This is a genomic window from Actinomycetes bacterium (genome assembly GCA_035506535.1).
Taxonomy (GTDB): Bacteria; Actinomycetota; Actinomycetes; order DATJPE01; family DATJPE01; genus DATJPE01.
In genome coordinates this window covers 1-18,479 of sequence record DATJPE010000061.1, presented here as the reverse complement: position 1 = coordinate 18,479, position 18,479 = coordinate 1, and the positions used below count along the sequence as shown (strand labels likewise).

Genomic DNA, 18,479 nt, shown 5'->3' with positions numbered 1-18,479 from the left:
GCCCATCGTGACGGTGTTCGTCACCGCGACGTCGCCCAAGATCAAGGGCGTCCAGCGCAGCACGTTCGCGTCGCTCACCCTGAAGAAGGGGACCAAGGCGACGAACGGGACCTGGACCGGCAAGGCCACCATCCCGGTCTGGACGAACAACGGGACGTGGAACATCACCCAGGTCTACCTCGCCGACAAGGGTGGTGGCTTCGCGTTCTACGCCCCGACCGGCGGGAGCAAGCCGTGGAACAACGCCTGGCCGAAGACGTTCTCCGTGACCTCCACGCCTGACGTGGTCCCGCCGGTCGTCAAGTCGGTGAGCGTCAGCCCGTCCAGTGTGTCCACGACGTCGAAGCCGAAGACCGTGAAGGTCACCGCGAAGATCACGGACAACCTCTCGGGGGTCAGCGGGGCCGGCGCCTTCGCCACGGTGACGGTTGGCAAGCACACCTACTCGACCGGCGGGGCGCTGAAGCGGACGAAGGGCACCGCCAAGAACGGCACCTGGACCGGGACCATGCCGATCCAGAAGTGGGTCGGGAGCGGGTCGCACAAGTGGAATGTGACCGTCCAGGCCACTGACATGGCCTTCAACACCTCAGGGCCGAAGAACGGCTCGTTCAAGGTCACCAGCAAGACCGACGCCACGAGCCCGAAGCTGAAGAGCTTCACGTTCGCGCCGAAGTCGGTCGACTCGCACGCCACGCCCAAGGGCAAGAACGTGGCCGTCACGCTCAAGGCGAGCGACACCCTGTCCGGGGTGGCCTACGGCCAGGTCACCTTCACCAGCCCCTCTGGGTTCCAGTCGAGCGGGTTCCTCTCCCGGTCCGCGGGGACCGCGTTCTCCGGCACCTGGAAGGCGATCGTCAACATCCCGCGGTGCAGCGAGTCGGGCACCTGGACGGGGAGCGTGACGCTCATCGACGTCGCCGGGAACCAGACGAAGTACACCTCGGCGCAGCTGAAGGCCAAGGGCTACGCGATCAACCTCAAGGTGACGGCGCTGGACATCCAGGCGCCGTCGGCCAGCGTGCCCGCGACGGTCAGCCACACCGGCCCGATCGTCGTGACGTTCAGCGAGGCGACGCTCTGGTCCGGCAGCACGAATCCGTTCACGGTGACCGACGAGTCGACGTTCTCGAACGTCGGCGGTACCTGGACGTGCAAGAACACCGGCGGCACGGTCGTGGGGTGCAACGCCAACGGCGCGGACGTGAAGACGGCGAGCTTCGCGCCGTCGAGCCCGCTGACGGTGGGGCACAAGTACGACGTGAATGCCTTCGGTGGGATCTACGACACCTCCGGCAACGGGCCGACGTACGTCTTCGCGACGACGAAGGCGACGTGACGACCCGTTGACCGAAGCCGCCGCGCAGCGGTGACGCAGTGGGGGCGGGGTCCATGACCCCGCCCCCACTGCTGTGCGAGCCCGCCTGCTCGTGCGGACGTTCACCGACGTCGCGTCACGTGGGGCTGGCCCCGATGTCGGGTAGCCGGGTCATCGGTGAGTCGCGACCCCGGCTGAGGACGGCTCGCTCCCGAGTCGGGGGTGCTTCGTCAGGTCGATAGGCTCGGGACGTCCGAGCCGACGTACGCCTGCCGTACCCGACCGCAAGGAGCACCGTCATGGCCACGATCGAAGCCATCGGCGCCCGCGAGATCCTCGACTCCCGCGGCAACCCCACGGTCGAGGTCGAGGTCGCCCTCGACGACGGGACGACGGCGCGTGCGGCGGTCCCGAGCGGCGCGTCGACCGGGGCCTTCGAGGCCGTCGAGCTGCGTGATGGCGACAGTGCTCGCTACGGCGGCAAGGGCGTGACCAGGGCCGTCCGGGCTGTCGTCGACGAGATCGAGCCCGAGGTGGTCGGTATCGAGGCGAGCGAGCAGCGCCTGCTCGACCAGGCGCTCACCGACCTCGACGGCACCCCGGACAAGTCCCGGCTGGGCGCCAACGCGATCCTGGGGGTGTCCCTGGCGGTCGCGAAGGCGGCGGCCGCGTCCGCGGAGCTTCCGCTGTTCCGCTACGTCGGCGGCCCGAACGCGCACCTGTTGCCGGTGCCGATGCTCAACATCCTCAACGGCGGGGCGCACGCCGACACCGACGTCGACATCCAGGAGTTCATGATCGCGCCGATCGGCGCGGAGACCTTCGCCGAGGCGTTGCGCTGGGGCGCCGAGGTCTATCACGCGCTGAAGTCGGTGCTGAAGTCCGCCGGCTACGGGACGGGGCTCGGCGACGAGGGTGGCTTCGCACCGAGCCTGCCCAGCAACCGGGCCGCGCTCGACCTCATCGCGCAGGCGGTGGGCAAGGCCGGCTACGTCTTCGGCAGCGACGTCGCCGTCGCGCTGGACGCGGCCGCCACCGAGTTCTACTCCGACGGCACCTACGCCTTCGAGGGCGGCAAGAAGACCGCCGAGGAGATGATCGAGTACTACAGCGGGCTGGTCGACGACTTCCCGCTCGTCTCCATCGAGGACGGGCTGTCCGAGGACGACTGGACCGGATGGAACGCCCTGACCCGGGCGCTGGGCCACCGGGTGCAGCTGGTGGGCGACGACCTGTTCGTCACCAACCCGGAACGCCTGCAGCGCGGCATCACCGAGGGCACCGCCAACGCGCTGCTCGTCAAGGTCAACCAGATCGGGACCCTCACCGAGACCCTCGACGCGGTCGCACTCGCCCACCGCAACGGCTACCGCTGCATGATCAGTCACCGCTCGGGTGAGACCGAGGACACGACGATCGCCGACCTCGCCGTCGCGATCGACTGCGGCCAGATGAAGACCGGCGCGCCGGCGCGTTCGGAGCGGGTCGCCAAGTACAACCAGCTGCTGCGGATCGAGGAGCAGCTGGACGACGCGGCGCGATACGCCGGGCGCTTCGCCTTCCCCCGCTTCCAGGGCTGACCCAGGCATCCTTGCTCGGGTGAGCGCACCACGCCGTCCCTCCGACCCCCGGGCGGGACGCCGCAGGGCGGAGCCGCGATCGAGCGCGCCCGCGCGATCGGCGGCTGCGACGCGGACGGCGAAAGCGGCTGGCGCACCACCGGCCGCGACGTCCCCGGGCAAGGCGGCGCCGTCCCCGACGACGGCGCGGCCCCGTCCGCCGTCTCGGCGGTCGGCGACCCGGCTCACCGGCCGCGCGGCGGTGCTCTTCGTCGTGCTGACCGCGCTGGGGCTGACCCTGGCGTGGCCGGCGCGGCAGTACGTCGAGCAACGGCGGCAGATCGCCTCGCTGCGCTCCCAGGCGCGCGAGACCCAGCAGCGGGTGAGCCTGCTGCAGCAGCAGGAGCAGGCGTGGAACGACCCGCAGTACGTCGAGGCGCAGGCGCGTCAGCGGCTGCACTTCGTGCTGCCCGGCGAGAAGGCGTACGTGCTGCTCCAGCCCGCCGCCCATGCCGCCGACGAGCCCAAGGCGCTGACCCGGGTCGCGACAGTGCCGTGGTACTCCGCTCTCTGGCAGTCGGTCGACGAGGCGTCGAAGACCGGCCCGGGCGCGACGCACTCGTGACCGCTGGCTCCGGGCCGGCGGCAGCCGACGTCGCGGCCGTACGCGCGCAGCTCGGACGTGAGCCGCGCGGGATGCTCGCCGTGGCTCACCGGTGCGCGTGCGAGCTGCCGGACGTCGTCGAGACCGCTCCCCGCCTGGCGGACGGCACGCCGTTCCCGACGCTGTACTACCTGACCTGCCCGCGGGCGACCTCGGCGGTCTCGACGCTAGAGGCCAGCGGCGTCATGCGCGTGATGCAGGGTCGGCTTGCGGCCGACGACGAGCTCGCGGCGGCGTACCGGCGCGCCCACGAGGCCTATCTCGAGCGGCGCGCGGTGCACGGCGTCGTGCCCGAGATCGAGGGGGTGAGCGCGGGCGGCATGCCGGCCCGGGTCAAGTGCCTGCACGTCCTCGTGGCGCACTCCCTGGCCGCGGGGCCGGGGGTGAACCCGCTGGGTGACGAGGCGCTGGCCGCGCTGGCGCCCTGGGGCGCCGGTGGGCCGTGCGTGGCGGTACCGGCGTGACCAGGGTCGCGGCGATCGACTGCGGCACGAACTCGATCCGGCTGTTGGTCGCCGACGTCGACGCCGAGCGCGGGGAGTTTCGTGACCTCGACCGCCGGATGGACATCGTGCGGCTGGGCCAGGGCGTGGACCGGACCGGCCGGCTGGCGCCGGACGCGCTCGCCCGTACGTTCGCCGCGTGCGAGACCTATGCCGGGCGCATCGCCGAACTCGGTGCCGAGCGGGTCCGCTTCGTCGCGACGTCGGCCTCGCGGGACGCGCGCAACCGCGAGGAGTTCGTGGCCGGCGTGGTCGACCGGATCGGTGTCGAGCCCGAGGTCGTGAGCGGCGCGGAGGAGGCCGCCCTGTCCTTCTCGGGAGCGACCCGCGAGCTGCTCGGGAGGACGCCCGGGCCGTTCCTCGTCGTCGACGTCGGCGGCGGCTCGACGGAGTTCGTGCTCGGGGAGCGCTCGGTGCTCGCCTCCGTCTCGGTGGACGTCGGCTGCGTACGTCTCACCGAGCGGCACCTCCACGACGACCCGCCGACCTTCGAGCAGGTGGCGGCCGCCCGTGCGGACGCCGACGCGGCGGTGCGCGGGGCCGCGCTCAGCGTGCCCTTCGAGGTGGCGCGCACAGTGGTGGGGGTCGCGGGGACGGTGACCACCTTGGCGGGGATCCACCTCGGGCTCCCGGCGTACCAGCCCGAGCTGATCCACCGCAGCGTGCTGCCGGCGACCGTCGTGCACGACCTGACCGGACTGCTGCTCACGATGACCCACGCCGAGCGTGCGGCACTGCCGGTCATGCACCCGGGACGCGTCGACGTCATCGGCGGAGGCGCGATCGTCGTGGACGCCGTGCTGCGGGAGGTGGGCGCCGAGGAGCTCGTCGTCAGCGAGCACGACATCCTCGACGGGATCGCCTGGTCGATCGCCTGAGCCCCGAGCTCGTGGGTGCCGGCACCGCGCGCCGTGCGGTCCGGGCGGGGCTAGGGTCTGCGACATGGGAGACAACGTCAGCTTCGCGAGCAACGGCGCTACCTGCGAGGGCTACCTCGCCGTCCCGGCATCCGGGTCGGGGCCGGGCGTCATCGTCATCCAGGAGTGGTGGGGGCTGGTCGGGCACATCCGTGACGTCGCGGACCGCTTCGCTGACGAGGGTTTCGTCGCGATGGCCCCGGACCTCTACCACGGCGTGCAGACGGACGAGCCGGACGACGCGGCCCGCCTGCTCATGGGCCTGGCCATGGACACCGCGGCGAAGGACATCTCCGGCGCGGCGCGCTACCTGTCCGGGCGCGAGGAGGTGTCCGGCTCCGGCATCGGCGCCATCGGCTTCTGCATGGGCGGCTCGCTCGCGCTCTGGTCCGGCACTCTCGCCGACAACATCGTGGCCGTCTCCGGCTTCTACCCGGCGGTGCCGTGGGAGCGGATGAGCCCGACCTGGGACAACTACCAGGGCAAGTCGGTGATGATCCACTGCTCGGAGGAGGACGGCACGTCGAGCGCCCCGGGCATCCAGACGGCGTGGACGGCCATCACCGAGGCGGGCGGTGACGTCGAGGTCTTCGACTACCCCGGGACCCGGCACGCCTTCTTCAACAGCGACCGCCCCGAGGTCCACGACGCCGCCGCCTCCGCCCTCGCGTGGGAGCGCACCATCGGCCTGTTCAAGCGCCGCCTCTCCGCCTGACCCCACCCAGGGCTCCGCCCACCTCACTGTCCGACGCACCGCACGTGTCCGATGCACCGCACGACTTTCCGAATGAACGCGACATTCCTCCAATAGGTCCGCAGGAACGCCGCGTTCATTCGAATAGTTGGGGGGGGGGTTGGTTGGCCACCGGCACAGGTCATCGGCCTCCGGTCAGAGGCCCTGGGCGTCGAGCGTCAGAGGCCCTGGGCGTCGAACGTCAGAGGCCCTGGGCGTCGAGCTCGGCGTCGATCCGCCTGGCCTCGGCGGCGTCGGCGCGCATCCACCCGACGACGGTCGCCAGCAGGATCGGCAGGCCCACCACCTCACCGATCCCCCAGAACACCAGCCCGCCCAGGCGCTGGTCCGCGAGCGGGGTACGTCCCCACGGGCGGGCCAGCGTCCCCCAGTACCCCGGCGCCAGCACGCTGCTGCGCAGCCACACCACGATGCCGGGCACCGCGTCCAGGACGGTCTCGACGAAGACGATGGCCGCCGCGGCCGCCCACGGCAGCCGCCGGCGGCTGTCCTCCACCTCCAGCAACGACCAGAAGAACGCGAAGCCCACGACGACGAGCACGACGTGCGTCAGGCCGCGGACCCACGCGTTCTCCAGCGACGCGGCGTACCAGCCGGTGAACCAGACGAGGAAGGGCACGCCGACCACGAGCGCCATCGCCACCGGGGGGAAGGTCAGCAGGCGGACCAGGGGGAAGCGCAGCACGGCCGCCGTCCGCCTCGGCGAGACCTCGGCCGCCAGTTCCACGGGCTGTCCGAGGGCGAGCAGCACCGGCACCGCCGAGAGCAGCAGCGCCATCTGCGCGGCGTAGACCCAGGCGAGGACCGAGGCGTACGCCCCAAGGCTCGAGCAGCACGTCAGCACCAGCAGGGCGACACCGAAGCCGAACAGCACCGACCGGCCGGTCGGCCAGCGCCCGTGGCCCCCGGCCCGCACGGCCCGCACGCCGGCGACGTACGCCGCCGCGAGCAGCACCGCCAGGATCAGGGCGACCACGTCGAGGTGCCAGGTCGAGAAGGCGCGCCCCCAGGTCAGCGCCGGGGGCCCGGAGTAGGCGGGCACCATCACGGCACCCAGCCTCGCAGGCCACCCGCGCGCCTGGCAGGCTCGGGACTGTGGCGGCCAGCCGTCGGGGCGCCGGTTCGGCGCCCGGCTCCCCAGAGGTCCCCGGAGCCGGGCCGATCGGCCGTCCGCGGTCGGCCCACCCGGGCGGGGAGGCGTCCGACAGGCCCGGCGCGGCCGGGGAGCAAGCCGTCGGCTCCGCGACGGGCGGGCAGCCGGGCGTCGAGTCGGGCATCGGCCGCCAGCCGTACGTCCGTCCGGGGACGAGCCGCGAGCCGTACGTCCGTCCCGGCACGGGCTGGCCTGACGACCCGGCGGAGGCGACCACCCCGGTCGCCGCCTCCCCCGGGGAGGTGGCCCGGCTGGCCCGCAGCGCCCCCGACCTGCGGACCCTCACCGCCCGGCAGAGCGTCTGTCGCGGCTGCCCGCGGCTGGTCCACTGGCGCGAGCATGTCGCGGTGGAGCGGCGGGCGGCCTTCGCCGGGGAGGCGTACTGGGGCCGTCCGGTCCCGGGCTGGGGCGACGCGGAGCCCCGGGTGCTCATCGTCGGGCTGGCGCCAGCCGCACACGGGGGGAACCGGACCGGCCGGGTGTTCACCGGAGACCGGAGCGGCGACTGGCTCTTCGCCGCGCTGCACCGCGCGGGCCTCGCGGCGTCGCCGACCTCGACCGCAGCGGGGGACGGTCAGCGGCTGCTCGGTGCCCGCCTGGTCGCCGCGGTGCGCTGCGCGCCGCCGGCCAACAAGCCGCTGCCGGCCGAGCGCGACGCCTGCGCCCCCTGGCTGGACCGCGAGGTCCAGCTCGTGGCGCCCTGGGTGCGGGTCGTCGTGGCACTCGGGGCCTACGCCTGGGATGCCGTCCTGCGCTGCTCGGCCCGGCTCGCCACGGCCTCGTCGCCCGCCGGGTCGTCGGGCGGCACCTCGCCGCACGCCCCACCGGTGCCGCGCGCACCGCGCGCCCGCTTCGCGCACGCCGGCGAGGCCGTCATCGACCTCGCCGGCGCGCCGGTCACGATGGTCGGCTCCTATCACCCGAGCCAGCAGAACACGTTCACCGGGCGGCTGACCGCACCGATGCTCGACGCCGTCCTGGCCCGGGCCGCCGACCTGGCTCAGGCCCCGGGCGGTCGGTAGTCGACCCCCTGGGCCTTGGCCGCCATCGCGTCCACGTCGTCGGCGCTCAGCAGCGGCGTGGTCTTGATGCTCACCGACCCGGACGCCGCCACCCGGGCGGCGAGCGAGGCGGCCGAGACCGTGTCGGGGATGTCGGCGATGAGGAAGAAGTCGTCCTCGCCGAGCGCCCAGTACATCGTCTCGATCGTGCCGTTGACGCTGTCGGCCAGCGCCTGGATCGCCTTGGCGCGGCTGCTGCCGCCCTCGCGCAGGACCCCGGAGATGCCCTCCTTGGTGTAGGACGCCGTGAACAGGAACTTCGGCATGCGCTCGCCTCCTCAGCCGCGCTCGGCACCGGCCGGCCCGGGTCGTCGCGCAAGCAGCGCCACCCTCGTCCTGGTGGGTGCTCGCGGTCAACGGCGTACGTCGCCGCGCCGACGCCGGCCCAGCTCGCCGAGGCGCCGGACTTGCCGGCAGCAGGCCCACCCCTACGGTGGACTCATGACGTCGAGCGCGAGGCGGCCCGGCCTGCCGCCGCGGATCCTCATCGTCGGCGGCGGCTACGTGGGCCTCTACACCGCGTTGCGCGCGCTGCGCCGGTTCCGCTCCGGTGAGGCCGTCGTCACCGTCGTCGACCCGCACTCGTACATGACCTACCAACCGTTCCTGCCCGAGGCCGCCGCCGGCTCGATCGAGGCCAGGCACGTCGCCGTACCGCTGCGCCGGGTGCTCAAGGGCGCCGAGGTGATCAGCGGGCACGTGACGTCGCTCGAGCACGAGCGGGGCGTCGCGCACGTCCAGCCGCTGGAGGGGCCGGCCTACGAGCTGACGTACGACCACGTCGTCGTCGCCGTGGGCTCCATCTCGCGCACCCTGCCGATCCCCGGGCTCGCCGAGCAGGGCACCGGCTTCAAGACCATCGAGGAGGCCATCCAGCTGCGCAACCAGGTCATCGAGTGCATGGACATCGCGCAGTCCACCCGCGACGAGGCCCTGCGGCGCAGGGCGCTCACCTTCGTGGTGGTCGGGGGCGGCTACTCGGGCATCGAGGTACTGGGCGAGCTGGAGGACATGAGCCGATACGCGACGCGCTACTACTCGCGGATCAGCCCGCAGGACCTCAGCTGGCACCTCGTCGAGGCGAGCGGGCGGATCCTGCCGGAGGTGGGCGAGGACATGGGTCGCTGGACGGTGGAGCAGCTGCGCGAGCGCGGCATCCAGGTCCACCTCCAGACCAAGCTGGAGTCGTGCGTCGACGGCCACGTCGTGCTCTCCGACGGCACCACGATGGAGTCGGAGACGCTGGTGTGGACGGCGGGCGTCAAGCCCAACCCCTTCGTTGGCGACACCGGCTTCCGCCTGGACGACCACGGCCGCCTCGTCGGGCGCTCCACCCTGCAGGTCGAGGGCCACGACGACGCGTGGGTGGCCGGTGACTGCTCGGCGATCCCGGACCTCGGCAAGCCCGGCGAGTGGTACACCCCATCGGCGCAGCACGCGGTGCGGCAGGCCAAGGTCCTCGGGGACAACCTCGTAGCTGCCGTGCGCGGCAAGCCCTTGGGCGAGTACCGACACGAGTACGTCGGCTCCGTCGCCTCCCTCGGCCTGTACAAGGGCGTCGCCCAGGTCTATGGCGTGCAGCTGAAGGGCTTCCCGGCGTGGTTCATGCATCGCACGTACCACGTCAGCCGGGTCCCGACGCTGACCCGCAAGCTCAACGTCGTCCTCGACTGGACCCAGGCGCTGTTCTTCCGGCGCGAGATCGTCTCTCTGTGGGGGATGCACGAGCCCTTCGAGCAGTTCCAGCGCGCGGCGGGCGTGCTGCCGGCCCGCCGGCCCGCGCCGTCCGACCACGACACGACGTGTTAGGCGTTGGACGGTCGATGGACCGTCCAACGCCTAACACGGCGACCGGGGGATGTCCCCAACGTCAACAGGAGCCATGGGGACACCGCGCCCCCGGACGTTCACCTCGGCGCCGCCGTACGGCCGCCAGAGGGTCGCCGCCTGGTCGTTAGCCACAGTAATGAGTTAGGCTAACCATCATGCCGACGCCGACCATGACCGCGGAGCTCTCCAGCACCCTGCGCATGGCCGTCATGCGGCTGGCGCGCCGGCTGCGCGCGGAGCGCGCCGACACCTCGCTGTCCCTCAGCCAGATGGCGGCCCTCGGCTCGCTGGTGCGTTTCGGGTCCCTGACGCCCGGGGAGCTCGCCGAGGTGGAGAAGGTGCAGCCGCCGTCGATGACACGTACCGTCGCCTCCCTCGAGGCGCGCGGCCTGGTCTCGCGCATGCCGCACCCGCAGGACCGCCGCCAGGTGCTGCTCACGGCCACCCCGGAGGCCGAGGCGATGGTGCGCGCCGACCGGCGGCGCCGCGACGCCTGGATGTCCCAGCGCCTGTCCGAGCTCACTCCGGCCGAGCGCGAGAAGCTCCGTGCCGCCGCCGAGATCCTCGAACGGCTGGCCGACGCGTGAGCCCGACCTTCTCCGCGCTCGCGATCCGCAACTACCGGCTCTACCTGACCGGCGCGCTGATCTCCAACACCGGGACCTGGATGCAGCGGGTGGCCCAGGACTGGCTGGTCCTCCAGCTCACCCACGGCAGCGCGGCCGCCCTCGGCATCACCACCGGACTGCAGTTCCTGCCGGTCCTGCTCGTGACCCCTGTCGCCGGGGTCATCGTCGACCGCGCCAACAAGCGGCGGATGCTCATCGCGACCCAGGTCTTCCTCGGGCTCACCGCGCTGGCGCTGGGCCTGCTCGACATCACCGGCGTGGTCACCGTCGAGGCCGTGTACGTCATCGCGCTGCTCCTCGGGGTCGGAGCGGCGTTCGACACCCCGACCCGGCAGGCCTTCGTCGGGGAGATGGTCGGTCGTGACGAGCTGGCCAACGCCGTCGGACTGAACAGCGCGTCGTTCAACGCCGCGCGCATCATCGGCCCCGGACTGGCCGGGCTGCTCATCGTGTGGGTGGGCACCGGCCCGGTGTTCCTCGTCAACGCGGCGTCCTTCGTCGCGGTGGTCATCGCCCAGCTGCTCATGGACACCTCGGCGCTGCACCCCTCGCCGCCGGCCGACCGTGCGCCGGGCCAGCTGCGAGAGGGCCTGCGCTACATCCGGCGCCGCCGCGACCTGGTGCTGATCCTCGTCGTCGTCGGCACCGTCGGCACCTTCGGCTTCAACTTCCAGATGACCACCGCCCTCATGGCCACCCAGGTCTTCCACAAGGGCGCGGGGGAGTACGGCCTGCTCGGCTCCATCATGGCCGTCGGGTCGTTGACCGGGGCGCTCATCGCGGCCCGGCGGCAACGCCCCACCCTTCGCCTCGTGGCCGCGGGCGCCGCCGCCTTCGGTGCCATCACCGTCGTGTCGGGCCTCATGCCGAGCTACCTCGCCTTCGCCGTGACCCTGGTCCCGGTCGGCCTGAGCGCGCTCACCGTGATGACCGCGGCCAACGCCACCATGCAGCTGTCCGTCGCGCCGCACTTCCGTGGCCGCGTCATGGCCTGGTACATGGCGATCTTCATGGGCGGCACCCCCGTCGGGGCGCCGTTCATCGGCTGGATCGGCGAGGTGTTCGGGGCGCGCTGGACCCTCATCGTCGGTGGGGCGGTCTCGGGTCTGGTCGGTCTGGTCGTCCTCGTCCTGGCCGGCGCCCTCAGCACGAGCCCGGCCCGCCACGACGACACGGCCTCGGCCCCCCACGAGGACGCGAGCACGACCCGAGACGAGGACGCGTCAGACGTTTCGCGCGCCAGGGCGCCCGAAACGTCTGACAGCTTGCGGGGTGCGGCCGTCGAAGCGACTGGCCCGGCAACCGCCGCCCTACGCTGAGCGGCGTCCCCGTAGCCCAACGGCAGAGGCAGCCCGCTTAAACCGGGTCCAGTGTGGGTTCGAGTCCCACCGGGGACACAGCCTCTGGGGACACCGCCACCGGGACGGCCCCTCCCGGGACCCCTCGCACCGGGGGTTGCCCGACCGGACGCCCGTCGACGCAGACGCCGTGCTAGCTCAGCCGGTGTGCAGGGCCGCCACCACCTCCTCGTCGCTCGTCGGGCGGAAGTCGGCGTAGGCCTGTCCGACGGCCCAGAACGCCTGCGGGATCCAGGCGCACACCACCTCGTCGGCCTCTCGTGCGAGGTCCGCGCAGGCCTCCTCGGCGCCGACCGGCACCGCGACCACGATGCGTGCCGGCCGCTGGGCACGTACCGCCGCCACCGCCGCTCGCATGCTCGCGCCGGTGGCCAGGCCGTCATCGACGAGGATGACCACGCGCTCGGTGACGACCACAGGTGGGCGCCCGGCCCGGTAGCGCCGCTCCCGCTCGCGCAGCTCGACCAGCTCGTGCTGATGGACCTCCTCGAACACCCGCTCCGACGCCGCCTGCACGACGCTGTCGTTGCGGACGACCTGCACTGTCCCGCCGATGCTCGCCACAGCGCCCATCGCGAGCTCCGGCTGCTCCGGGAGGCCGAGCTTGCGGACCAGGACGACGTCCAGCGGGGCGCGCAGGGCGCGCGCGATGGGCAGGGCCACGGGTACGCCGCCCCGTGGCAGCCCGAGGACCACGACGTCGTCACGGCCGGCGTAGGCCTGCAGCTGCGCGGTCGCGGCGAGGACGCGGCCGGCGTCGGCCCGGTCCTCGTAGCCGTGGCGCATCGCTGCCCCCGCGTCAGGCCAGGGCCGCGTACGCGGCCGATCGGACGTCACGGTGCACGGCGGGCAGCTCGGCCGAGTCGAACATCCGCTGGGTGAGGACGATGACCACGAGGTCACGGCGGGGGTCCACGAGCCAGGAGGTCCCGAGCCCGCCGTCCCAGCCGAACGACCCGTCGGCGCGCACCGCCTGGCAGAAGCCCCACGACTGGGTGTCGAAGAAGCCCGGCAGCAGGCCCCCGTTCGCCCGCTGGGCGGGGCTGAGCTGGTCCGAGCACATCGCCTGCACCGAGGCGCCCGAGAGGACGGTCCCGCCGCCGTCGAGCAGCATGCGCGCGAAGGCGTGCAGGTCATCGACGGTGGACACCAGGCCGGACGCCGCGTCCGCGAACCGCGGTGGCCGGCTCCACGAGCCGTCCGGGCGGTCCACCACCGCCAGCCCCGAGGGTGCCGAGCGGTACGCCGTCGCGAGGCGGGCAGCCTCAGTCGTGAAGAACGCGGTGTCGTGCATCCCCAAGGGCTCGAAGATGCGCGTGCGCAGGACCTCCCCGACGGGTGCGCCCCCGAGCCGGGCGAGCAGCACGCCCAGGACGGACGCACCGGTGTTGTACATCCAGCGACTGCCCGGCTGCGCCATGAGCGGGAGCGAGGCGAGCCGGGCGATCCAGGTGTCGGGGTCGGGCTGTACGTCGGGATCCGGTGGCCCCAGGGTCGCCAACTGCAGTTCCTGCTCGGCCGTCACCACCGGCCAGGCCTGCTCGGCGACGAACATCTCGAAGACCGACCCGAACCCGAAGGTGAACGTCAGCAGGTCGCGCACGGTGATGGCGCGCTCGGCCGGGACCGTGTCGTCGAGCTCGCCGTCCATCCGCGTCAGGACCTGCGACCGGCCGAGCTCGGGCAGCCACCTCTCGACGGGGTCGTCGAGTGACAGGGCGCCGTCGTCGACGAAGGTCATCGTGGCGGCCGCTGTGATCGGCTTCGTCGTCGAGGCGATGCGAAACAGCGAGTCACGCCCGACCTCGCTGCCGCCGACGGACAGCCGGCCGAGCGCCTCGACGTGCACCTGGCCGCCGCTGGCCACGAGGGCCACCAGTCCGGGGACGCTGTCCTCGCCGACGTGTTGCCCGGCCGCGGCACGCAGCCGCTCGAGGCCCTCGGCCGTGAACGCGCCGCTCACCGGTGGTCGCCCGGGTCGCGCATGGGTCCAGTCTCGCCGACCTCGGGGCGGAAGTGGCAGGGGCATCGGTTCCGATGCCAGGGTGACGAGCATGACCGACGAGCAGGGCCGGCGCATCGCAGCGGTGTTCGACTCGGTCGCGGCGACCTATGACACGGTCGGCGTGGACTGGTTCACCCCGATCGCGGCGGGCCTGGTGCGCGAGCTCGCGCCGGCGGCGGGGGAGCGGGCCGTCGACATCGGCTGTGGGCGCGGGGCGGCGCTGTACCCCCTCGCGCAGGCGGTTGGCCCCACCGGCCACGTGACGGCGCTCGACCTGTCCGCCGAGATGGTCCGGCTGACCCGGGCCGACGTCGAGGCGCGCGGCCTGCGCTGGGTCGACCTGCTGGTCGCGGACGCCGCGTCGCCGGGCCTGCCGCCGGGGACGTACGACCTGGCCTGTGCCTCGCTGGTCCTCTTCTTCGTCCACGACCCAGTGGGCGCGCTTCGGGCCTGGCGGGACCTGCTCGTCCCGGGCGGCCGGCTCGGGATCTCCACTTTCGGCCCCCGCGACCAGGTGTGGGTGGACGTGGACGCGCTGTTCCAGCCGTACCTGCCGCCCGGGATGCTCGACCCGCGGGTCCGCGGCGCGACCGGCCCCTACACGAGCGACGCCGGCGTCGAGGGGCTGCTCGTCGAGGCCGGGTTCCGCGAGGTGCGGACGGTGGGCTCCCGGGTGACGGCGAGGTTCGAGGACGGGGAGCACTGGTACCGCTGGTCGCGCTCGCACGCGCAGCGGGCGATGTGGGACCGGATCCCGCCGGAGGAGCTGGACGGGGTGAAGGCGGCGGCCTTCGCCCTGCTCGCCACGGTGGCCGAGCCCTCGGGCGTGATCCTGCTGACGCAGGGCATCCGCTACACCCTGGGCGAGCGTCCCTAGCCGGCCGTCCCCGGCCGCGGACCTCACGGTCACCCGACGTCCACCCTCGCCAGGTCGCTCGCGAAGGGGCAGGCTTCGGGCATGACCGCTGGTGATCCTGGCGTCCGGGGAGCCGCAGTCGTGTACGCCGTCGACGTCCCGTGGGTGGCGTCGTTCTACGAGATGGTCGCGGGGCTGGCGAGGACCACGACCGAGCCGGGTTACGTCATCCTGGAGTCGCCCGGCTTCGAGCTGGCCGTGGTCGAGATCCCGGCCCACCTCGCGCAGGAGATCGCCCTCGCCACTCCCGCCGTACGGCGGGAGGACACCCCGGTCAAGGTCGCCTTCTTCGTCCCCAGCATCGCGCACGCCCGTGAGGTCGCGAGCACGCTCGGCGGTGTCATCGACCCGGTCGACCGGGAGTGGAGCTTCCAGGGCAATCTCGTCTGCGACGGCAACGATCCCGAGGGGAATGTCCTCCAGCTGAGACAGCCGCTGGAGGTCGGCGACGGTGGGTCTGCCTAGCCGAGGGCGGCGTACTCCTCCTCGCTCAGGCGGATCGTGGCGGCGGCAAGGTTCTCCTCCAGATGTGCCACCGATCCCGTCCCGGGGATGGGCAGCATCGCGGGGGAGCGGCGGAGCAGCCAGGCCAGCGCCAGCTGGGACGGGGTGGCGCCGTGCCGTCGGGCCGCGTCGGCCAGCGGGCCCGACGTACGCGACAGCCGGCTGGCCCGCAGCGGGAACCAGGGGATGAAGCCGACCCCGCGCTCGGTCGCCCAGTCGAGGACGTCCTCGGACTCGCGGTCGACGAGGTTGTAGCGGTTCTGGACGCTCACGACGTCGACGATGGCGGAGGCCGCCTCGAGCGTCGGTACGTCGACCTCGGACAGCCCGATGTGGCGGATCTTGCCCTCCTCCTGCAGCGCCCGCAGCTCGCCCAGGGACTCCTCCATGGGGGTCAGCGGATCGATGCGGTGCAGCTGGTAGAGGTCGATGCGTTCCAGGCCGAGCCGACGCAGGCTCATCTCCACGCACTGGCGCAGGTACGGGGCTCGGCCGACCTCGACCCACCGGTCCGGGCCCTGCCGAGTGAAGCCGCCCTTCGTCGCGATGACCAGCCCCTCGGGATAGGGGTGCAGCGCCTCGCGGATGAGGTCCTCGGAGATGAACGGGCCGTAGGAGTCGGCCGTGTCGATGAGGTCGACCCCGAGTTCCACGGCGCGGCGCAGGACGCGCTTGGCCTCCTCGCGGTCCGGCGGGTCGCCCCAGACGCCCCGGCCCACGATCCGCATGGCGCCGAAGCCCAGCCGGTGCACGGTCAGGTCGCCACCCAGGGTGAAGGTTCCGGCCGCGTGGACCGGCAGGTCGTACGTCGTATCGCTCATACCGTGCTCAAGTCGCCGTGGCCCCTCCGGTATGCCCGTGACCCGCAGACGGTCGGACAGGTACGGCCGCTGGAGCCTGCAGAAGTCCGAAATGTCCGGTTTCGATCGGGCGGATCGGGGGACATTTCGGACTTCTGCAGAAGCGGTCAGCCGGTGGTGGCGCCAGAGGACAGGTCGTAGACGGTCGTCCCGCCGACGGTCTGGGCGGTGAAGTTCTGCTCCACCCAGCTGGTGATCTCGCTGCTCACGTTGCTCCCGCCGAGCTGGGTGCCGAACCCGCCGCCGGAGGCGATGAAGTAGTGGATCTTGTGCGCCGCGACCCAGGACTCGAACTGCTGCAGGGTCGGCGCCGGGTCGCTGCCGTTGAAGCCGCCGATCGCCATGACCGGCTCACCGCTGCCCAGCTGGATCCCCGCCGCGGTGTTCGACCCGACGGCGGCGGCAGCCCAGCGGTAGTCCGAGGCGCCTGCCCGCAGCAAGGCGACCAGAGCGGAGCTGGGCGTCCCCGCGTCGAGTAGCCCACCGGGGCCGCCGACGCGCGTTCCGGTCCGACCGCCCGGCGCGGCCCCGCCCTGGCCCACTCCGCCCTGGCCGGTCGCGCCGCCCCCCGGGCCAAAGCGGAAGGACGGCGATCCGCCCGCCTGGCCGCCCTGCCCGCCCGGGGTGAAGCGCTGACCGAACCCGCCGGGCCCGCCGGCGCGGCCGAAGCCGAACCCCTGGCCGGACGGTCCGGCCGAGGGGATGGACCCGCTGTGCGGGGTGGTGGCGGTGTCCAGGGCGTACGCGGCCGGGCCGGCGAGCCCCACGACGAGGGCGGTGCCGGCGGCGACCCCGGTCAGGCGCGGCAGCGCGGGACCCACGGCGAGGCCGAGGGCCGACAGCGCGCCGAAGACCAGCACGAACGTGCGCAGCGCCGGGTGCCAGTTCGGGGTCCGCGCGAGCAGCTCGTAGGACAGCCACGCCGTCGCCAGGATCGCCGCCGAGCCGACCAGCCGGGCCGAGGTCCACTGGCGGAGCTTCCAGATCGTCGCGGCGCCGATGCCGACGAGCGCGCCGATCGCCGGGGCGAGGGCGACGTTGTAGTACGGGTGCACGATGCCCTTCATGTAGCTGAAGGTCAGCCCGGTCACGACCAGCCAGCCGCCCCACAGCAGCACGGCGGCGCGCGTACGGCTGGTCCGCCGGGCACGCCGGGTGACCCACAGCACGTACGCCCCCAGGATCAGCGCGGCCGGGATCAGCCATGCCACCTGCCCGCCCATCTCGGAGCCGAAGAGCCGGGTGATGCCGGTGGCGCCCCACATCCCGCCGCCGTTGCCGCCGAAGCCGCCGCGCCCGCCGACCACGCTCCCGGTCTCGTTGCCGGTGAGCCGGCCGAAGCCGTTGTAGCCGAGGATGAGCTCGAGGACGCTGTTGTGCTGCGACCCGCCGATGTACGGGCGGCTCGAGGCCGGCCACAGCGAGACGACGGCCACCCACCAGCCCGAGGCCACGACCAGCGCGACTCCCGCGGCGAGCAGGGACCGGATGCGCGCCCACATCGAGGTCGGCGCGGCCAGCAGGAAGACCAGCGCGAAGGCCGGCACGACCAGGAACGCCTGCAGCATCTTGGTGATGAAGCCCGTGCCGACGAGCACTGAGGCGAGCACGAGCCAGCGGGTGCTGCCGTGCTCGAGCGCGCGCGTCACGGCGTACGCGGCGGCCACCAGCAGCAGGACGAGCAGGGCGTCCGGGTTGTTGAACCGGAACATCAGCACGGCCACCGGGGTGAGCGCCATCACCGCGCCGGCGATGAGCCCGGCGGCGGGCGAGAACCAGCGACGCACCGCCGCGTAGAGCAGGCCGACGGCGGCGACGCCCTCGAGGGCCTGCGGCACCAGGATGCTCCAGGAGTTGAGGCCGAAGAGGCGGGCCGAGACCTCCATGACCCACAGGGACGCCGGCGGCTTGTCGACCGTGATGAAGTTCGAGGCGTCCGAGGAGCCGAAGAAGAAGGCCTTCCAGCTCTTGGTCCCGGCCTGCACGGCCGCGGAGTAGAACGAGTTCGCCCAGCCCGACGCGCCGAGGTCCCAGACGTAGAGCACGCCGGTGGCCAGCAGCAGGCCGAACAGCGCGGGCCGGACCCACGCGGGGTCCTCGGGTCGACCACGCACGAGGCGCTGGAGCCGGCTCGGCCCCGTGAGGCTCGGCGGCGGCGTCGGCTCCGGCGCGCTCTCACCGGCCGGCAGCGGGTGCGTCGTCAGCGTGGTCACGTCAGGACTCCTTGATCGGTGCTGGGTCGGCGGCGTCGGCGATGGCGAGGATGGGGACGCCGTCGGGTCGGTTCGTGGCGGGCATGGGTACCGCTCGCGAGGACGCCGGCGCCGACCGGAAGACCCAGGCCCGGAAGAGCAGGAAACGCACGAGCGTCGCGGTGAGGTTGGCGGCCACCAGGACGCTCACCTCGACCAGCCGCGAGGGCGTGGGGTCGAGGGTGTGCAGGATCGC

General features: G+C 72.9%; 19 protein-coding genes and 1 tRNA gene. 13 read left to right on the top strand and 7 right to left on the bottom strand.

The window, feature by feature from the left end:
* The 6 genes from VMI11_08470 to VMI11_08445 form a co-directional block, all read left to right on the top strand.
* A partial coding sequence (locus VMI11_08470) for an Ig-like domain-containing protein (GenBank protein ID HTY72443.1) occupies window positions 1–1,339 on the top strand: 1,339 nt, incomplete at its 5' end.
* A gap of 278 nt (window positions 1,340–1,617) precedes the next feature.
* Window positions 1,618–2,898, top strand: coding sequence for a phosphopyruvate hydratase (eno, locus tag VMI11_08465; protein ID HTY72442.1), 1,281 nt, complete (start codon window positions 1,618–1,620; stop codon window positions 2,896–2,898).
* Window positions 2,899–3,139: 241 nt separating this feature from the next.
* Window positions 3,140–3,502 (top strand): septum formation initiator family protein, encoded by a 363-nt coding sequence (locus tag VMI11_08460; GenBank protein HTY72441.1) that lies wholly within the window; start codon window positions 3,140–3,142, stop codon window positions 3,500–3,502.
* Window positions 3,499–4,005 (top strand): DUF501 domain-containing protein, encoded by a 507-nt coding sequence (locus tag VMI11_08455; protein ID HTY72440.1) that lies wholly within the window; start codon window positions 3,499–3,501, stop codon window positions 4,003–4,005. Before VMI11_08460 ends, VMI11_08455 begins: the two co-directional genes overlap by 4 nt.
* Window positions 4,002–4,922: a Ppx/GppA phosphatase family protein gene (locus tag VMI11_08450; protein ID HTY72439.1), complete on the top strand. Its 921-nt coding sequence runs from the start codon at window positions 4,002–4,004 to the stop codon at window positions 4,920–4,922. The genes VMI11_08455 and VMI11_08450 overlap by 4 nt, the downstream gene beginning before the upstream one ends.
* Window positions 4,923–4,986: 64 nt before the next feature.
* Window positions 4,987–5,676 (top strand): dienelactone hydrolase family protein, encoded by a 690-nt coding sequence (locus VMI11_08445; protein ID HTY72438.1) that lies wholly within the window; start codon window positions 4,987–4,989, stop codon window positions 5,674–5,676.
* A 220-nt stretch (window positions 5,677–5,896) separates the two neighbouring features.
* Here the strand turns inward: VMI11_08445 and VMI11_08440 are convergent, their stop codons facing one another.
* Entirely contained in the window at window positions 5,897–6,760 is an 864-nt protein-coding gene (locus VMI11_08440; GenBank protein ID HTY72437.1) for a cytochrome c oxidase assembly protein, read from the bottom strand.
* Between the two features lie 230 nt (window positions 6,761–6,990).
* Between VMI11_08440 and VMI11_08435 the strand changes: the two genes are divergently transcribed.
* Window positions 6,991–7,890 carry a uracil-DNA glycosylase gene (locus tag VMI11_08435; protein ID HTY72436.1) on the top strand — a complete coding sequence of 300 codons (900 nt, stop codon included), beginning with the start codon at window positions 6,991–6,993 and terminating at the stop codon, window positions 7,888–7,890.
* Here VMI11_08435 and VMI11_08430 read toward each other — a convergent pair.
* Complete coding sequence (locus VMI11_08430; protein HTY72435.1) at window positions 7,869–8,195, bottom strand: GYD domain-containing protein; 327 nt, start codon at window positions 8,193–8,195, stop codon at window positions 7,869–7,871. The two genes, VMI11_08435 and VMI11_08430, sit on opposite strands and share 22 nt — an antisense overlap.
* A 175-nt stretch (window positions 8,196–8,370) precedes the next feature.
* Between VMI11_08430 and VMI11_08425 the strand changes: the two genes are divergently transcribed.
* The 4 genes from VMI11_08425 to VMI11_08410 all read left to right on the top strand — a co-directional run bounded on the left by VMI11_08425 (window position 8,371) and on the right by VMI11_08410 (window position 11,785).
* Window positions 8,371–9,738: an NAD(P)/FAD-dependent oxidoreductase gene (locus tag VMI11_08425; GenBank protein HTY72434.1), complete on the top strand. Its 1,368-nt coding sequence runs from the start codon at window positions 8,371–8,373 to the stop codon at window positions 9,736–9,738.
* Between the two features lie 176 nt (window positions 9,739–9,914).
* Window positions 9,915–10,346 carry a MarR family transcriptional regulator gene (locus tag VMI11_08420; protein ID HTY72433.1) on the top strand — a complete coding sequence of 144 codons (432 nt, stop codon included), beginning with the start codon at window positions 9,915–9,917 and terminating at the stop codon, window positions 10,344–10,346.
* Window positions 10,343–11,707, top strand: coding sequence for an MFS transporter (locus VMI11_08415; protein ID HTY72432.1), 1,365 nt, complete (start codon window positions 10,343–10,345; stop codon window positions 11,705–11,707). The genes VMI11_08420 and VMI11_08415 overlap by 4 nt, the downstream gene beginning before the upstream one ends.
* 5 nt (window positions 11,708–11,712) lie before the next feature.
* A tRNA-Leu gene (locus tag VMI11_08410) sits at window positions 11,713–11,785 on the top strand.
* 99 nt (window positions 11,786–11,884) lie between these two features.
* On the opposite strand, the gene VMI11_08405 is transcribed toward VMI11_08410, so the two are convergent.
* Window positions 11,885–12,532: a phosphoribosyltransferase family protein gene (locus VMI11_08405; protein HTY72431.1), complete on the bottom strand. Its 648-nt coding sequence runs from the start codon at window positions 12,530–12,532 to the stop codon at window positions 11,885–11,887.
* A gap of 13 nt (window positions 12,533–12,545) precedes the next feature.
* Window positions 12,546–13,709 carry a serine hydrolase domain-containing protein gene (locus VMI11_08400; GenBank protein HTY72430.1) on the bottom strand — a complete coding sequence of 388 codons (1,164 nt, stop codon included), beginning with the start codon at window positions 13,707–13,709 and terminating at the stop codon, window positions 12,546–12,548.
* A gap of 91 nt (window positions 13,710–13,800) precedes the next feature.
* Here VMI11_08400 and VMI11_08395 point away from each other — a divergent pair, with 91 nt between their 5' ends.
* Together VMI11_08395 and VMI11_08390 are read left to right on the top strand one after the other, a co-directional pair.
* On the top strand, window positions 13,801–14,628 hold the full coding sequence (locus VMI11_08395; protein ID HTY72429.1) for a class I SAM-dependent methyltransferase: 828 nt from the start codon (window positions 13,801–13,803) through the stop codon (window positions 14,626–14,628).
* 81 nt (window positions 14,629–14,709) lie between these two features.
* A complete protein-coding gene (locus VMI11_08390) occupies window positions 14,710–15,132 on the top strand; it encodes a glyoxalase/bleomycin resistance/dioxygenase family protein (protein ID HTY72428.1) in 423 nt (140 codons plus the stop codon).
* Here the strand turns inward: VMI11_08390 and VMI11_08385 are convergent.
* From VMI11_08385 to VMI11_08375, 3 genes are all read right to left on the bottom strand, one after another.
* A complete protein-coding gene (locus VMI11_08385) occupies window positions 15,129–15,992 on the bottom strand; it encodes an aldo/keto reductase (protein HTY72427.1) in 864 nt (287 codons plus the stop codon). The two genes, VMI11_08390 and VMI11_08385, sit on opposite strands and share 4 nt — an antisense overlap.
* Before the next feature lie 146 nt (window positions 15,993–16,138).
* A complete protein-coding gene (locus VMI11_08380) occupies window positions 16,139–18,145 on the bottom strand; it encodes a glycosyltransferase family 39 protein (GenBank protein ID HTY72426.1) in 2,007 nt (668 codons plus the stop codon).
* Between the two features lie 100 nt (window positions 18,146–18,245).
* A partial coding sequence (locus VMI11_08375) for a glycosyltransferase family 2 protein (GenBank protein ID HTY72425.1) occupies window positions 18,246–18,479 on the bottom strand: 234 nt, incomplete at its 5' end.

Coding starts and splice junctions, on each gene's coding strand:
- eno (HTY72442.1), top strand. CDS start 1,618: ATGGCCACGATCGAAGCCATCGGCGCCCGCGAGATCCTCGACTCCCGC.
- VMI11_08445 (HTY72438.1), top strand. CDS start 4,987: ATGGGAGACAACGTCAGCTTCGCGAGCAACGGCGCTACCTGCGAGGGC.
- VMI11_08440 (HTY72437.1), bottom strand. CDS start 6,760: ATGGTGCCCGCCTACTCCGGGCCCCCGGCGCTGACCTGGGGGCGCGCC.
- VMI11_08430 (HTY72435.1), bottom strand. CDS start 8,195: ATGCCGAAGTTCCTGTTCACGGCGTCCTACACCAAGGAGGGCATCTCC.
- VMI11_08425 (HTY72434.1), top strand. CDS start 8,371: ATGACGTCGAGCGCGAGGCGGCCCGGCCTGCCGCCGCGGATCCTCATC.
- VMI11_08420 (HTY72433.1), top strand. CDS start 9,915: ATGCCGACGCCGACCATGACCGCGGAGCTCTCCAGCACCCTGCGCATG.
- VMI11_08405 (HTY72431.1), bottom strand. CDS start 12,532: ATGCGCCACGGCTACGAGGACCGGGCCGACGCCGGCCGCGTCCTCGCC.
- VMI11_08395 (HTY72429.1), top strand. CDS start 13,801: ATGACCGACGAGCAGGGCCGGCGCATCGCAGCGGTGTTCGACTCGGTC.
- VMI11_08390 (HTY72428.1), top strand. CDS start 14,710: ATGACCGCTGGTGATCCTGGCGTCCGGGGAGCCGCAGTCGTGTACGCC.
- VMI11_08385 (HTY72427.1), bottom strand. CDS start 15,992: ATGAGCGATACGACGTACGACCTGCCGGTCCACGCGGCCGGAACCTTC.